7 protein-coding genes are annotated in these 15843 nt (G+C 64.6%); 3 read left to right on the top strand and 4 right to left on the bottom strand.

All coding sequences use genetic code 11. The annotated features are described in order from the left end of the window. The first annotated feature begins 311 nt into the window (after positions 1-311). The 3 genes from ASD15_RS04585 (at position 312) to ASD15_RS04575 (ending at position 9361) form a co-directional block, all read left to right on the top strand. Positions 312-3131 carry a TonB-dependent receptor gene (locus ASD15_RS04585; RefSeq protein WP_057153515.1) on the top strand — a complete coding sequence of 940 codons (2820 nt, stop codon included), beginning with the start codon at positions 312-314 and terminating at the stop codon, positions 3129-3131. A gap of 299 nt (positions 3132-3430) precedes the next feature. Continuing rightward, a complete protein-coding gene (locus ASD15_RS04580) occupies positions 3431-6106 on the top strand; it encodes a TonB-dependent receptor (protein ID WP_057153514.1) in 2676 nt (891 codons plus the stop codon). Positions 6107-6577: 471 nt separating this feature from the next. After that, entirely contained in the window at positions 6578-9361 is a 2784-nt protein-coding gene (locus tag ASD15_RS04575) for a TonB-dependent receptor domain-containing protein (protein WP_057153513.1), read from the top strand. Positions 9362-9409: 48 nt separating this feature from the next. On the opposite strand, the gene ASD15_RS04570 is transcribed toward ASD15_RS04575, so the two are convergent. From ASD15_RS04570 to aroG, 4 genes are all read right to left on the bottom strand, one after another. Further along, positions 9410-12469 carry an efflux RND transporter permease subunit gene (locus ASD15_RS04570; RefSeq protein WP_057153512.1) on the bottom strand — a complete coding sequence of 1020 codons (3060 nt, stop codon included), beginning with the start codon at positions 12467-12469 and terminating at the stop codon, positions 9410-9412. Continuing rightward, on the bottom strand, positions 12466-13614 hold the full coding sequence (locus tag ASD15_RS04565) for an efflux RND transporter periplasmic adaptor subunit (protein WP_082551532.1): 1149 nt from the start codon (positions 13612-13614) through the stop codon (positions 12466-12468). Before ASD15_RS04565 ends, ASD15_RS04570 begins: the two co-directional genes overlap by 4 nt. Positions 13615-13724: 110 nt before the next feature. Next, positions 13725-14342: a TetR/AcrR family transcriptional regulator gene (locus tag ASD15_RS04560; RefSeq protein ID WP_057153511.1), complete on the bottom strand. Its 618-nt coding sequence runs from the start codon at positions 14340-14342 to the stop codon at positions 13725-13727. 86 nt (positions 14343-14428) lie between these two features. Then, positions 14429-15490, bottom strand: coding sequence for a 3-deoxy-7-phosphoheptulonate synthase AroG (aroG, locus tag ASD15_RS04555; protein WP_057153510.1), 1062 nt, complete (start codon positions 15488-15490; stop codon positions 14429-14431). Positions 15491-15843: the final 353 nt, after the last annotated feature.

The following is a 15843-nucleotide window of genomic DNA, read 5'->3' as shown; positions in this document are numbered from 1 at the left end:
GAACGCCTGAAGGGCGGTGCGCAAGCACCGCCCTTTTTTCTTTTGATACGTCGGCCTCCGCAGGCTGCGCAAGCGCCGCCCTGCTTTTTTCTTTTGATAAGTCTATACAGATAGTTTTGTTAAAACAGTATCTAGTTAGCAGAAATACTCCTGTTTCCGCAAAAAACCCGAACAAAAATTGACAAGATTGCGCAATCAGTGGTCTTATAACGCCCCTGTGATTTTTCGTGAGAATTACAGGGACCTGCAAAAACGGCAAGTTAAGCAGCAAGTTGATTCCTCCCATCGCATCAAAAGAAAGCTTCAAAGTAATGATCAAAGAAACAGTACTGTCCCGCTCCCTGCGCGTGATGTTCGCGGGTGGCCTGGCACTGGGCATGCACGCCGCTGCAGCCCAGGAAGCGGCAACCGAGACCATGCAGCGCGTGGAAATCACCGGCTCCAGCATCAAGCGCATCGCTTCCGAAGCGTCGCTGCCGGTACAGAGCTTCAGCCAGAAGGACATCAAGAAGACCGGCGTCAGCACGGTTACCGACTTCATCCAGCAGCTGCCCGCCATGCAGGGCTTCTCCGTGGCCGGCGACTCGGTCGGCGGCGGCGGCGGCGGCGTCACCACCGCCTCCATCCACGATATCGGCGCGGCCTACACGCTGGTGCTGCTGAACGGGCGCCGCGTGGCGCCGGCCAACTCCGGCACCACCATCGACCTGAACTCGATTCCGCTGTCGGCCATCGAGCGCGTGGAAGTGCTGACCGACGGCGCCTCGGCCCTGTACGGCGCCGACGCCATCGCCGGCGTGGTCAACTTCATCCTGAAGAAAGGCGCTTCCCCATGGGAAGTGAACGCCAAGCTCAACAGCCCTCAGAAATCCGGCGGCCAGAGCAATTCCATCAGCGTCAGCAAGGGCTTCGGCGACTACGAGGACGACGGCTACAGCGTGTTCGTCTCGGCCAGCCACGACCAGCAAAAGCAGCTCAAAGCGTCGCAGCGCGACTTCGCGCGCACCGGCATCGTCAACTTCACCGATCCGAAAACCGGCCAGGCGCTGCAGTTCATCAACGGTTCCTCCCGTTCGCTGCCGGCCAACGCCACCGTCAGCTACGACACCATCGACCCGAAAACCGGCAAGCCGGTGGAGCAGAACGTCAACCTGAACCCGTACGCGCTGTCGCACGGCGGCAAATGCGCGGCCAGCAACCTGGACTTCTACGGCGACGGCAACTGCTTCTACGACTCGCCGTCCACCATCGAGATCAACCCGGAATCGCAGCGCGACTCGGTCTTCAGTTCGGGCAGCCTGAAGCTGGGCAACACCGGCTTCAAGGGCTTCTTCGACTTCGCCTACACCGAAGCGAAAATCGTCGCCAGCATCGCGCCCTACCCGGCCGACTTCAGCATCACCAAGGGCTCGGCGCTGTACAACAAGTACATCCAGCCTTACCTGACGCCGGAACAGCAAGCCGGCGCCACCTCGGTGGTGGCCAAGTACCGCCTGTATGAAATGGGCAACCGCACCTACGACTACGGCACCAAGGCCACCCACCTGGTGGCCGGCGTCGATGGCCAGGCGTTCGGCTGGGACATCAACTCGGCGGTGACCTACTCGAAGAACAAGCAGACCCAGAAATACGTGGGCGGCTTCCCGCTGGCCGACAAGTTCCAGGCCGCGCTGGACGCCGGCACCATCGACCCGTTCGGCTACGCCCAGGGCGAGATGCCGGCGACCATGCGCAGCGCCCTGCTGGACACCGGCTTCAGCGGCACCTACAACACGCAGACCGTGGAAATGAAGGGCATCGACGCGCGCGCCTCGCGCGAAGTGTTCAAGCTGGCCGGCGGCGCCGCCCAGCTGGGCGTTGGCGCGGACTTCCGCAACACCGCCTTCCGCATCGACCAGGCCGACGTCGCCAAGCAGGCGCAGATCCTGTTCGACAACGCCCAGGTGGACAGCAACTACGAGCGCAACAACGCCGGCGCCTACGCCGAGCTGGTGATGCCGTTCACCAGGAAACTGGAAGCGACCGCCTCGGTGCGCTACGACCAGATCGGCGCCATCGACAACAACCTGACCGGCAAGGAAGTGGGCAGCAAGGAAAACGCCGCCACCTGGAAAGTGAGCACCAAGTACTCGGCCGCCAAGAACCTGATGCTGCGCGCGGCGGCAGGCACCGGCTTCCGCGCCGCCAGCATGACGGAAATCGCCGGTCCGCTGGAAGACTGGGGCGTCACCGGCGGCAACTACCAGTGCCCGCTGACGGCCGCCACCGGCATGGGCGGCCACCCGCTGGCGTCCTACTGCAACGGCGTGCAGCGCCAGCAGTTCGAAGCCTTCCAGGGCGGCAATCCGGACCTGAAGCCGGAGAAGTCCAGGCAATGGAGCGTGGGCATGGTGTTCGAGCCCGTCGACAGCCTGTCGATGGCAATCGACCTGTGGAACGTGGAAATCCGCGACCAGGTGACCTCGGTTTCCGAAGGCCTGATCTTCGCCAACCCGGCCAAATACGCCGCGCTGTTTACCACCAAGCACATCGGGTCGACGGGCAAGGACGTGCTGGCCATCAAGCTGCTGCCGATTAACATCGGCAAGGTGGAAAACCAGGGCGTCGACTACGACTTCACCCACAAGATGAAGCTGTTCGACGGCCGCCTGACCAGCCGCCTGGCCGGTACCTACCTGATCAAGTCGCGCTACACCACGCCGGGCACCGACGACCAGTGGGAAACCAGCTTGAACCGTTACGGCTCGAACGACAAGGTCAGCTTCCGCCATGTGATCCGCGCCACCACCTCGTTCGAAACCAGCCGCTTTACCCACACGCTGGCAGCGAACTACCGCAACGGCTACACCGACAAGCCGCAAACGGAAGACGATTGCGCCGTCATCGTGGCCGGTGCGCCGGGCCAGTGCTACGGCATCACGCTGGACGTGCCGAGCTACACCACCTTCGACCTGCAGTCGGCCTACCGTCCGCTGAAGCATGTGGAGCTGACCGCGGGCATCATCAACCTGTTCGACCGCAAGCCGCCGTTCACTTTGCGCAACACCGGTTCGCACCAGGTCGGCTACAACCCGTCCTATTCGAGCGCCTTGGGACGCCAGTTCTACGTCAGCGGTACTTACAAGTTTTAAGCGGATCGGCCGTCTTCTGACGGCAAACTCCACCTAACTCCCGACTAAGGGCGATGAGCGATCATCGCCCTTTTTGTTCGCCTGCACAAAACCGCGCGCTTGCCCAGCGTGATTCGTGACACGTTGTAATAAGCTGACACACAATCTTTCATTATTGACATGGGTAACCGGCGGTGGTTACATCTCTGTGCTTGAAGATTAACATTTCTTCAGAGAATTGCCATACGAGGGCCACGCGCCTATCCGGCGCGGACCGGCCCATAACATGTACAACGATGTTCTTTTGGGAGTTTTGGGCAATGATGAAAGAAACGACAATCGCGCGCTCGGTGCGCCTGCTGTGCGCCGCCGGACTGGGCCTGAGCCTGGGCCTGGCCAACCAGGCCGCCTCGGCGCAGGACAGCAGCCAGCCGATGCAGCGCGTGGAAGTGACCGGCTCGTCGATCAAGCGGCTGGTATCGGAAACGGCCAATCCGCTGACGGTGTTCAAGGCCGAAGACTTCGCCAAGCAAGGCTTGACCACGGCCCAGGAAGTGCTGGACCGGATCCCCTCCAACAGTTCCAGCTTCGGCGCCGGCAACGTGGTCGGCGGCAACAGCTCCGGCCTGCCCACCGGCGGCCAGTCCAGCGCCGACCTGCGCGGCCTGGGCAGCGACAAGACGCTGGTGCTGCTGAACGGGCGCCGCATCGCCAACCACCCGTACGACGGCGCCAGCGTCGACCTGAACATCATCCCGGTCAGCGCGCTCGAGCGCGTCGAAGTGCTGCGCGACGGCGCCTCGGCCATCTACGGCACCGACGCCATCGGCGGCGTGATCAACTTCATCACCAAACGCTCGGTGCAAACCACCACCATCACCGCCGAGGCCCTGCTGCCGCGCGCCCCCGGCGCCGACGAAAAGCGCGTCAACATCTCGTCCGGCTTCGGCAACCTGGACCAGGACGGCTACAACGTCTTCGGCGTGTTCGACTACCACAAGCTCGACATCCTGACCTCGCAGCAGCGCGAATTCTCCAAGACCGGCGTGATCCCCGAGCGCGGCCTGAACCTGACTTCCGGCACCACCTTCCCCGGCAACTTCTTCGACCCGGGCTCCAACATCACCGGCAACCCTGGCCGCGCCGGCGGCTGCGACCAGCCCTACTCGCTGCCGATCGGCGGCGGCGGCACCTGCCGCCAGGACTACACGCGCCTGATCGACAACTTGCCGGCCCAGAAGCAGACCGCCTTCTTCGGCAAGGCCACCTTCAAGATCAACAACGACCACCAGGCCACCATCGAATACCTGCACGCCGAGAACGACGTGCTGTCGCACACCGCGCCGCCGCCGCAGACCGGCCTGATCTTGCCGAAAACCAGCAAATATTACCCGGGCAACCCGGGTGGCGGCGTACCGGCCATGGCCGGCCTGTCCGGCCAGCCCCTGTCGGTCAACTGGCGGCCGACCGAGGCGGGCCAGCGCGAAATCAATTCGCTGGGCGCGGCCGACCGCCTCAGCATCGGCGTGGAAGGCGTGCTGCGCGGCTGGGAATACAAAACCGGCTTCACCCTGTCGGAGAGCCGCTCGGAGGAATGGTTCACCGGCGGCTATGTGCGCGACGAATCGTTCGCAGCCGGCGTCACCAACGGCATCCTGAACCCGTTCGGCAAGCAGGACGCGGCAGGCAAGGCCTACCTGGACAGCGTGGCGCTGCGCGGCAAGGTACAGGACGGCAAAACCCGCAACACCGGCATCGACTTCAAAGCCAGCCGCGAGCTGTGGGACCTGGCAGGCGGCAAGGCGGCCGTGGCTTTCGGCGGTGAACTGCGCCGCGAAGAGGCGGACTTCTTCGTGAACCGCGACATCGCCGGCCAGGCCGCCAGCTCCGGCCTGTCCGGTTCGCAGTCGACCTCGGGTTCGCGCACCATCAAGGCCGTGTTCGGCGAATTGAGCTTGCCACTGATCAAGGACCTGGAAGTGCAGCTGGCCACCCGCTTCGACGACTACAGCGACGCCGGCAACACCACCAACCCGAAACTGGGCCTGCGCTACCAGCCCACCAAGGAGGTGCTGCTGCGCGGCTCAGCCTCGACCGGCTTCCGCGCGCCGACGCTGTTCGAGAAGAACGCGCCGCGCTCGAAGAACGACACCAACAACTCCTACAACGATCCTATCCTGTGCCCGGGCGGCGTACCGTCGTCCAACCCGATCACCAACCCGCTGCGCGACTGCGATCTGCAACAGTTCAAGCTGCAGGGCGGCAATCCGGACCTGAGCCCGGAAGAATCGCGCACCTTCGCCGCCGGCATCGTTATCGAACCGATCCCGCAAGCGACCCTGGCGCTGGATTACTGGAACATCAAGCTGAAGGACAAGATCAATGCGCTGCCCGAGGAAGTTATCTACGGCAACTACACCAAGTACAAGGACCGCTTCCTGCGCAACCCGGACGGCTCGCCGTTCGCCATCCTGGACCTGAAGGAAAACCTGGGCAAGGTCAACACCGACGGTATCGACCTGTCGCTGACGCTGCGCTCGGGCGGCACCGCCTACGGCAACTTCACCTTCGCGCTGGATGGGACCTATGTCCACAAGTACGAATACCAGGACGAGCGCGAAGGCCCGTACACCCAGAACGTGGGCCGCTATGCCGCCAACAATCCGGTGTTCCGCTGGAAGCACAACGCGTCGCTGAACTGGCGCATGGGCGTGTGGAGCGCCACGCTGGCGCAATCGTTCAAGAGCGGCTACACCGACCAGAACCTGGACATGGAACCCCAGTTCCGGAACGAAGTGCCGTCCTATAGCCTGTGGAACCTGACCGCCAGCTACAGCGGCATCAAGGGCCTGGTCCTGACGGCCGGCGTGAAAAACCTGCTCGACAAAGACCCGCCGTTCTCCAACCAGGGCACGCTGTTCCAGAAGGGCTACGACCCACGCTACACCGACGCGGTCGGCCGCGCCATCTACCTGCGCGGCAGCTACACCTTCTAACCGCCCAGCCTGTTCCATCTGTTGCATCTGCTCCACCGCCGGCTCACGCCGGCGGTATCGCTTTGTAGCGCAACGTATCGTTTTGTAGCAAAAAGGTGACATTTCTTTGCCTGGTTACATTATTTACTATTCGTCGTAAACAATGAAACACCGGCTTTCCGCTTCTTTACCATTTTTTACATAGTTCCCAATCTTGGCAGCAAGTTCCGCGATTTTTAGCCATATTTGCCGCCAACATCGCTGTTCCGCCGGGATCGCCGTGGACTATCGTACCGTGCGGAAAACTGGAAAATCACCAAAAACCACAAATTTTTCACGTTGACACCACGTTGTCTAGATGATTACATGAGCCACTGGCTAACCTTTGCCATTTATCAATGGCGAGCCGCCTGCATTGTCGAAAAGATAAGAAATCTTTCAACTCGGCCGTAGACGCCGTTTCACTAAGTAGTACATCTTGGGAGTAGTTAAATGATGAAGGAAACTGTTTTGTCCCGTTCGGTACGCCTGATCTGCGCCGGTGGTCTGGTGCTGGGCATGCATGCCGCCCAGGCCCAATCCGCACCGGAAACCATCCAGCGCGTTGAAATCACCGGTTCCTCGCTAAAGCGTGTGGACGCCGAAACCGCCCTGCCAGTGCAGGTAATGACCAAGGCAGAAATCTCCCGCACCGGCGCCACCAGTACGCAAGAACTGCTGACCTCGATCTCGGCCCTGTCCTCGTCCGGTTCGACCCAGAACTCGACCGGCGCCGGCAGCTCCACCTACGGCATGTCCTCGATCTCCCTGCGCGGCCTGGGCGACGAGCGCACCCTGGTACTGGTGAACGGCCGCCGCCTGGCCGCCTTCGCCGGCGGTGGCGGCGCAGCGGTCAACGTCAACGTCATTCCGCTGGCAGCCATCGAGCGCGTCGAAGTGCTGAAAGACGGCGCATCGGGCGTGTACGGTTCGGACGCAGTGGCCGGCGTGGTCAACTTCATCCTCTCCAAATCCTTCAAAGGCGTGGAAGTCACCGCTGGCTACGGTTCGCCTAGCGAAAGCGGCGGCGGCCAGAACACCAAGGCGTCGATCACCGGCGGCCTGGGCGACATGAGCACCGACGGCTTCTCCGTCGTGGTGTCGGCTTCGTACGAAAAAGAAAAACTGCTGAAAGCGGCCGACCGCGCTTACGCGGCCACCGGCAACAACCTGCCTTATTACGCTTCCGGCGCAACCGGCCAGGGCAACATCGAGGGCGGCATCGTACCGGGCACCTATCCGAACGACCGTCTGCCAGGTTTCGGCAATGCGCCAGGCACCGGCTACGGCAACCCGCTGGCCGACCAGGGCAAGTGCGATTCCATCCTGATGTACAAGAACGCGACCAACACCTCGAAGAACACGCCATACTGCGCCTTCGACAGCGCCGCCTTCGTGGGCCTGATTCCTCAGCGCGAACTGAAAAACCTGACCGCCAACGGCGCGTTCAAGATCAACGCCAACCACGAACTGTTCGCCGACGCACTGTACTCCGAGTCCACCGTGACCCAGAGCTTCCAGGGCAGCCCGGTACGCCGCTCCTTCCTGGAAACCGACGGCGAGTTCGCCAAGCAAGGCGTGCACCCAGCGCTGCTGCTGTACCCAAGCAACCCGGTATACCAGTCGATCGCCGTGCCTTACCTGAACAAATACGGCTTCACCAGCCTGATCGGCAAGCCGCTGGCCATCACCAGCCGCGTATTCGACTTCGGCAACCGCACCAGCGTCGACGAAGCCAAGCAGTCGCGCCTGGTACTGGGTTCGAAAGGCACCGTATGGGGCCAGGACTACGAAGTGGCGTTGGCTACCAACGAGAGCAAGATCCACGGCACCGTGCCGGCCGGCTACTTCTCGCAAGTGGCGTACGCCAAGATCATCAACGATCCTGCCAACAACTGGAACCCATGGGCGCCAGGCGCGGTGCAGACCGGCGCGCTGGCTGACAAGCTGAAAACCGCCCAGTACTCGGGCGACACGCTGACCGGCAAGTCGACCAGCAACACCTTCGACGCCAAGATCGCCGGCGAACTGCCGCAATTCATGGGCCTGACCCCGCAATACGCGGCCGGCATCCAGTCGCGCAAGGACAAGTTCCACACCACCCCTAGCCCTGCGCTGGAAACCGGCGACATCGCCGGCCTGGGCGGCAGCGTACCTCCTGTGAACAAGTCGCGCACCATCAACTCGGTGTTCGCCGAAGGCAACCTGCCGCTGACCAAGACCCTGGACCTGGGCGTCGCCCTGCGCCGCGACGACTACAACGACGTCGGCAGCACCAACAACTACAAAGTGAACGGCCGCTGGCAGCCACTGAAGTCGGTGCTGGTACGCGCGTCGGCAGGTTCGGGCTTCCGCGCCCCTACCCTGAGCGACCTGTGGCAACCACAGACCACCGGCTCGTCGGAGACCTTCAACGATCCGGCAACCGGCCAGTCCCAGCTGCAAGTTAACGCCGTATCCGGCGGCAACCCTAACCTGAAGCCGGAAGAATCGCAGCAGCGTTCGATCGGTATCGTCCTGTCGCCAGCCGACAGCTTCACCTTCGGCGTGGACTGGTTCAAGATCAAGGTATCCGACATCCTGGCCACCCCGTCGGCACAGGAAGTGGTGTCCGGCTTCCGCCGCGGCGACTCGGCTTACGCCAACCTGGTGAAACTGCAGGGCAACGATGTTGACCTGATCTACACCACCCTGGCCAACACCGGCAACGCCACCGTCGAAGGCTTCGACGTGTTCGCCCAGTTCCGCCAGAACACCGCGTTCGGCCGCTTCGACACCACGTTGAACGGTACCTACATGGACAAGTTCGACCAGACCAGCCCGGGCGGCACCCTGTCGCACAAAGTTGGCACCCTGGTAGACAAGAACGGCGACCCGGTACTGGGCGCGCAGGACGGCGGCGTGGTACTGCGCTGGCGTCATGCCCTGAGCGGCACCTGGACCCAGGGCCCTCTGGCCATCTCGCTGACCCAGAACTTCGCTTCCGGCTATGAAACCGGCTTCCGCCAAGGCGACGGCCAGCGCAACTTCATCGGCGCCATGACCACCTACGACACCAACGTGACGTGGAAAGGCTGGAAATCGCTGGTGCTGAGCGCAGGCGTACGCAACCTGTTCGACAAGCAGCCTGGCGTGTTCGTGCCAGTGTCGAACCAGTTCCAGGCCGGCTACGACATCAACCAATACGACCCGCGCGGCCGCTTTGTGTACGTGTCGGCAGGCTACACCTTCAAGTAATCCGTAGCCGCTGAAAAAAACCCCGCCGTAGCGATACGGCGGGGTTTTTTATTGGGCCGGGCGGATCTTGAACCAGATCGAATACATGGCCGGCAGGAACACCAGCGTCAGCACCGTCCCGGCGAAGGTGCCGCCGATCAGCGTGTAGGCCAGCGTTCCCCAGAACACCGAATGGGTCAGCGGGATGAACGCCAGGATGGCCGCCAGGGCGGTCAGGATCACGGGACGGGAGCGCTGCACGGTGGCCTCCACCACCGCCTGGAACGGGTCCAGCCCGGCCTGCTTGTTGTGGTGGATCTGTCCGATCAGGATCAAGGTGTTGCGCATCAGGATGCCGGACAGGGCAATCAGGCCCACCAGTGCATTGATGCCGAACGGCTGCTGGAACAGGATCAGCGTGGGCACCACGCCGATCAGTCCCAGCGGGCTGGTGAGGAACACCATCACCATCGCCGAGATCGAACGCACCTGGAAGATGATGATGAGCAGGGTGACCGCCAGCATGATGGGGAACAGCGGCAGCATGGCGGCGGTCGCCTTGCCCGATTCCTCGATGGAGCCGGCCTGCTCGATGCGGTAGCCGGCCGGCAGCCTATCCATGATGGGCTGCAGCTGTCGCGTGATGGCGCTGGACACGTCCGGCGGCTGCAGGCCGTCGGCGATATCGCCGCGCACGGTGATGGTCGGCATGCGGTCGCGCCGGCGCATGACCGGCTCCTCCGCGCGTACTTCGACCGTCCCCACCTGCGACAGCGGGATGCGCTGCCCGCCGGCACCGGTCAGCGTGAAGTCCGCCATCCGCGCGGGATCGAGCCGGCTGGCGCCGGCCGAGCGGGCCACCACCTGCACGGTGCGGATGTCTTCGCGCACCGTGGTCAGCGGCACGCCGCTGAGCAGGAACTGCAGCTGCTGCGCCACGGCGCTGGACGTCAGCCCCACCGCTTGCAGGCGCTCCTGCTGCAAAGTGAAGTGCAGCGCCGGCGTGCGCGTGCCCCAGTCGCTGTTGACAGTCCGCATCATCGGGCTGGCCTCCATCAGTTGCTGCACCTCGGCCGCGATGCCGCGCAGCCGGTCCGGATCCGGTCCGGTGACCCGGTAGGCGACCGGGAACGGCGAGTACGGCCCGAACACCAGTTGGGTGACGCGCACCCGCGCCTCGTTGGCGAGGCCGTCGGCAATCGCCTGGCGCAGCCGCATCTTCAAAGCCTCGCGTTGCTCCTGGTTATCCGTGCGGACCACGATCTTGGCAAACGACGGGTCCGGCAGTTCCGGCCCCATGGCCATGTAAAAGCGCGGCGCGCCCTGGCCCACGTAGGCGGTGACGATCTTCGCTTCGGCCTGCCTGGCCAGCCAGGCCTCCACCTTGGCGGCTGCCGCGCTGGTCTGGGCAATCGCGGTGCCGTACGGCATTTGCACCTCGACCAGCACTTCGGGGCGGTCCGAGATGGGGAAGAACTGCTTCTTGACGGCCGCCATGCCCAGCACGGCTGCAACGAACAGGCCGACCACCGCGCCGGCCACCAGCCACTTGCGCGTGATGACGCGCGCGAGCAGCCGGCGGAAGCGGTTGTAGCGCGGCGTGTTGTACAGCGCGTCATGGCCGCCCTCGACCTGCTTGAGCTCGGGCAGCAGCTGCACGCCAAGGTAGGGCGTAAAGACCACGGCCACCACCCAGGATGCGATCAGCGCGATGCCGACGATCCAGAACATATTGCTGGTGTACTCCCCGGCCGTGGAACGGGCGAAGCCGTTCGGCATGAAGCCGACCGCCGTGACCAGCGTGCCCGACAGCATGGGCGCGGCCGTGTGGCTCCAGGCATAGGCCGACGCGGCCAGGCGGCTGTAGCCCTCTTCCATCTTCACCACCATCATTTCAATGGCGATGATGGCATCGTCGACCAGCAGGCCCAGTCCCAGGATCAGCGAGCCCAGCGTGATGCGGTCGAAGTTCTTGCCGGTGGCGGCCATCACCACGAAGACGGCCGCCAGCGTCAGCGGCACGGCCGCCGCCACCACAATGCCCACGCGCCAGCCCATGCTCAGGAAACTCACCAGCATGACCACCAGCAGCGCGACAAAAAACTTGACCATGAATTCGTCGACCGCCGAACTGATATTGACGGCCTGGTCCGTCACCTTGCTCAGGCCCATGCCCAGCGGCATGGCGGCGTTGATGGCGCCCACTTCCCGCTCCAGCGCCCGGCCCAGGTCCAGCCCGTTCCAGCCCTCGCGCATGACAACGCCCAGCAGCAGCGCGGGCTCGCCGCCGTTGCGTATCATAAAAGTGGCCGGGTCTTCATAGCCGCGCCTGACGCTGGCGATGTCCGCCAGCTTCAGGCTGCGGCCCTGCGCCACTACCGGCGTGTCGCGGATCTTCTGCAATTCATCGAACGCGCCGTCCAGGCGGATGAATACCTGCGGCCCCCGGGTTTCCACCGAACCTGCCGGCGTGAGCGCATTCTGGCTGTTGAGCGCGGCGAACACTTCCTGCGGGCTCACGCCCAGCGTGGCCAGGCGCTCGTGCGAGAACTCGACAAAGATGCGCTCGGACTGCTCGCCGACGATGTTGACCTTCTTCACGCCCGGCACGTGCAGCAGCCGCTGGCGCAGCGCCTCCGCGTCGCGCACCAGCGTGCGCTGCGCTTCGCCCCTGGCCTTCAGTGCGTACAGCGCGAAGGTGACGTCGGAATACTCGTCGTTGACCATGGGCCCGATGACGCCGGCCGGCAGCTGGGCGGCCTCGTCGCCCACCTTCTTGCGGGCCTGGTAGAACTGCTCCGGCACTTCGGCCGGCGGCGTGCTGTCCAGCAAGGTCAGGGTGGTGAACGCCAGGCCCGGCCGGGTATAGGTTTCCGCGCGGTCGTACCAGCGCAGCTCCTGCAGGCGCTTCTCGATTTTCTCGGCCACCTGGTCCTGCATTTCCTGCGCAGTGGCGCCGGGCCAGGCGCTGACCACCGTCATCACCTTGACAGTGAAGGCGGGGTCTTCGGCGCGCCCCAGCTTGAAGAAGGACAGCAGTCCGGCCAGGGAAATCAGGCAGATCAGGAACAAGGTGACGGAGCGCTCGCGCACCGCCAGCGCCGACAGGTTGAAGCGGCCTGCGCTCATGGCTGGCCCCCTGCCGCGGCCTCGGCGTGCTGGCCAGCCACCCTCACTAGCGCGCCCTCGCGCAACAGGTGGGCGCCCAGCGCGACGATGCGGTCGCCCTGCCGCAGCTGGCCGGAAACGCGCGCGCCGTCATCGTCCAGGCCCTGCACGGCCACCGCACGCCAGGACACCCTGGCCGGCTGGCCGCCGATCAGCCACACGCCGGGGCCTTTGCCGGCGTCGAACAGGGAACCGATCGGCACCCGCACACCGCCCTGCGCGGCGGGCTGCGCCTGCGGTATCCGTATCGTGACGGTGGCGCCCAGCGCGGCCTCGGCCAGTTCGCCCTCGAGCACGTAGCGTGCCTCGAAGGTGCGGGTTTGCCGGTCGGCCGCGTCCGACAGCTGCCGGAGCCTGGCAGGCACGGTCAGCGCCTCCCGCCCGTACAGCGTGGCCGCGGCCGCCGAGCCCACGGCGGGGCGCAGGGTTTCCGGCAGCTGGATGACGGCCTCGCGGCGCCCCGCGTGGGCCACCCGCGCCACGATCTGCCCGGCGCTGACCACCTGGCCGGGCTCGGCCAGGGTTTCCATCACCACGCCATCGGCGTCCGCCGCCAGTTCAGCGTAGCGGCGCGCGTTGCCTGCCAGCTCGGCCTGGGCTTCGGCCGCGTTGAGCTCGGCCTTGGCGGCGTCGGCCGCCGCCTTGGCCTGGTCGTAGGCCGACACCGAAACCGCGCCGGTGCCGCGCAAGCCCTGGTAGCGCACCAGTTCCTGCGCGGTCTGCTGCGCGCGCGCCCGGGCTGCGGCCACCGCTTCCTGCTGCGCGTGCACGGCCAGCTTCAGGTCGGCCGGGTCGATGCGCAGCAGCACTTGCCCGCGCTTGACGGCCTGGCCGGCGTCGACCAGCCGTTCCAGCACCTTGCCGGGAACTCGGAAGCCGAGGTCGCTTTGCACGCGGGCCGCCACCGTGCCGGTGAAGGCGCGCGGCGCCGCCTGGGCGCCTTGGACGGTGGCCGCGCGCACCAGCGGCGCCACGGTGCGCGGGTCGGACGGGGCGGTTTCACCGCAGGCGGCCAAAGCCAGCAACAGGGAAAGGGACAGCGGCAGCGGCAGTCCGGGCGGCAACACGCGCGGGACGGCGGGGAAAGCGGAGGGGCGGCGGAGCATGGGAATCCCGTAAATGAGCTAAACAGGGACTCATTTTGGAACTAGTGACCAAATTTGTCAACAGTCACAAGCCGGGCGCGCGAAGCCGGCAGCGACTGTGCAGCGGCGCGTTACGGCGACAAGCTGCGCAACACCAGGCTCGACAGCTGGGCCGGCGCGTCTTCCGTGTAGTCGAAACTGTGCTGCAGCAGCAGCGGATTGAGATAGGGGCGCATCACCAGATAGATGGCGGCGGCGGCCTCGTCGAGCGGCGTCTTGCGTTCGAATTCCTCGCTGTCGCGGCCCTGCCGCAGTATGTCCTGCAGCAAGGCCTGGATGCGTTCCTCGAACGCGCGCACCGCTTCCCAGCGTCCGGTGGCGGCCGACGCGGCGATGTCGTACAGCTTGCGGTCCTCGAAGAACAGGCGCAGGCTGGATTCGACGACGGCCTTGAACATGCGCCGCAGCTTTTCCGGAGGACGGCCGGCGCCGTCCACGGCGGCGCGGACGTCGGCCTCGATCTCGCGCAGGCAATTGGCGCAGATCAGCTCGCCGATCGCCTGCTTGGACTCGAAGAATTTGTAGATGTAGGCCTTGGAGAAACCGATGGCCTTGGCCAGGTCGGAAACGGTGGTCTTTTCATAGCCGTACAGGCGGAAGTGCGCGGTGGCGGCGGCCACGATCTGGCTGCGCACTTCGTGCTCGGCCGGGCCCCGGGGCTGGCCGCTTGCAGTGGGGGTCTTGTTCATGGCCGACAGCTTACCCTGAGAAGCCGCCGCGCACAACGAGTGACCGTTCGATAATCAAGTCACCCCCCCCCCCCCCCGCTGCCCTGTCAGTCCTCGCTGCGCAGGCGGCGCTGGCGCACGGCGGCCGCCAGGCCTTCCAGCACCTGCACGCTGCTGTCCCAGTCGATGCAGCCGTCGGTGATGGACTGGCCGTAGGTCAGTTCCTTGCCCGGCACCAGGTCCTGGCGCCCGGCCACCAGGTGCGATTCCACCATCACGCCGACGATGCGGGCATCGCCGCCGGCCACCTGGGCGGCGATGTCGGCGCACACCGGGATCTGGTTCTCCGGCTTTTTCGAGCTGTTGGCGTGCGAGGCGTCGATCATCAGGCGCGCCGCCAGGCCTTGCGCGGCGATGGCCTTGCAGGCCTCGTCCACGCTGGCCGCATCGTAGTTCGGCGCCTTGCCGCCGCGCAGGATGATGTGGCAGTCCTCATTGCCGTTGGTTGACACGATGGCCGAGTGGCCGCCCTTGGTCACCGACAGGAAATGGTGCGGCTGCGAGGCGGCCTTGATGGCTTCCACGGCGATCTTGACGTTGCCGTCGGTGCCGTTCTTGAAGCCCACCGGGCAGGACAGGCCGGAGGCCAGCTCGCGGTGCACCTGCGACTCGGTGGTGCGGGCACCGATCGCGCCCCAGCTGATCAGGTCGGCGATGTACTGCGGGCTGATCACGTCCAGGTATTCGGTGCCGGCCGGCAGGCCCAGTTCATTGATGTCGCGCAGCAGTTCGCGCGCCATGCGCAGGCCGTCGTTGATGCGGAAGCTGTTGTCCATGTAGGGGTCGTTGATCATGCCCTTCCAGCCCACCGTGGTGCGCGGCTTCTCGAAGTACACCCGCATCACGATTTCCAGGTCCGCGCCCAGCTTGGCGCGCAGCGGCGCCAGGCGGCGCGCGTATTCCATGGCCGCCTTCGGGTCGTGGATCGAGCACGGGCCGATCACCACCATCAGGCGGTCGTCCTGGCCGTGCAGAATGCGGTGCAGCGCCACGCGCGCGTTGGCGGCGGTGGTGCTGGCAGCCTCGCTGACGGCGTACTCGCGGATCAGGTGGGAGGGCGGGACCAGTTCCTTCATTTCGCGGATGCGCAGGTCGTCGGTGCGTTGCATGGTATCTCCTGAAGTCTAAGGCTGAAAAATCGAGGGCTAAAAAAAAACCGCCATCGCTGGCGGTTTGTCTGGGTCTGCTGGGATCTCGTTTTTGCTGCTACGTGAACCGGCCGCTACTCCACCGCCTTTGGGTTGGAATTGCTAAAGTAAAAGTGGCCGGTAAAGAAAACGCAGAAGTGCATGGAAGAAATCCTAAAAGGTTGCAACGACTATAGCAACAAGTTACAAGTTTTGGCAAGCACTTTGTCAAGCAGGCCCGTCAGCCGTATGCGTGGCGCACGCACCACAATTGGGCACGATCCGCGCCGCACCTTGATCCAGATCAGCATCCCCTCACGCGAAGGAAGCAAGAC

It is taken from the genome of Massilia sp. Root351 (genome assembly GCF_001425045.1).
Lineage (GTDB): Bacteria > Pseudomonadota > Gammaproteobacteria > Burkholderiales > Burkholderiaceae_D > Rugamonas.
The sequence above is the reverse complement of the archived record's forward strand: the minus strand, read 5'-3'. Positions and strand labels throughout refer to the sequence as shown.

Coding starts and splice junctions, on each gene's coding strand:
- ASD15_RS04565 (WP_082551532.1), bottom strand. CDS start 13,614: ATGCTCCGCCGCCCCTCCGCTTTCCCCGCCGTCCCGCGCGTGTTGCCG.
- ASD15_RS04560 (WP_057153511.1), bottom strand. CDS start 14,342: ATGAACAAGACCCCCACTGCAAGCGGCCAGCCCCGGGGCCCGGCCGAG.
- ASD15_RS04570 (WP_057153512.1), bottom strand. CDS start 12,469: ATGAGCGCAGGCCGCTTCAACCTGTCGGCGCTGGCGGTGCGCGAGCGC.
- aroG (WP_057153510.1), bottom strand. CDS start 15,490: ATGCAACGCACCGACGACCTGCGCATCCGCGAAATGAAGGAACTGGTC.
- ASD15_RS04575 (WP_057153513.1), top strand. CDS start 6,578: ATGATGAAGGAAACTGTTTTGTCCCGTTCGGTACGCCTGATCTGCGCC.
- ASD15_RS04585 (WP_057153515.1), top strand. CDS start 312: ATGATCAAAGAAACAGTACTGTCCCGCTCCCTGCGCGTGATGTTCGCG.
- ASD15_RS04580 (WP_057153514.1), top strand. CDS start 3,431: ATGATGAAAGAAACGACAATCGCGCGCTCGGTGCGCCTGCTGTGCGCC.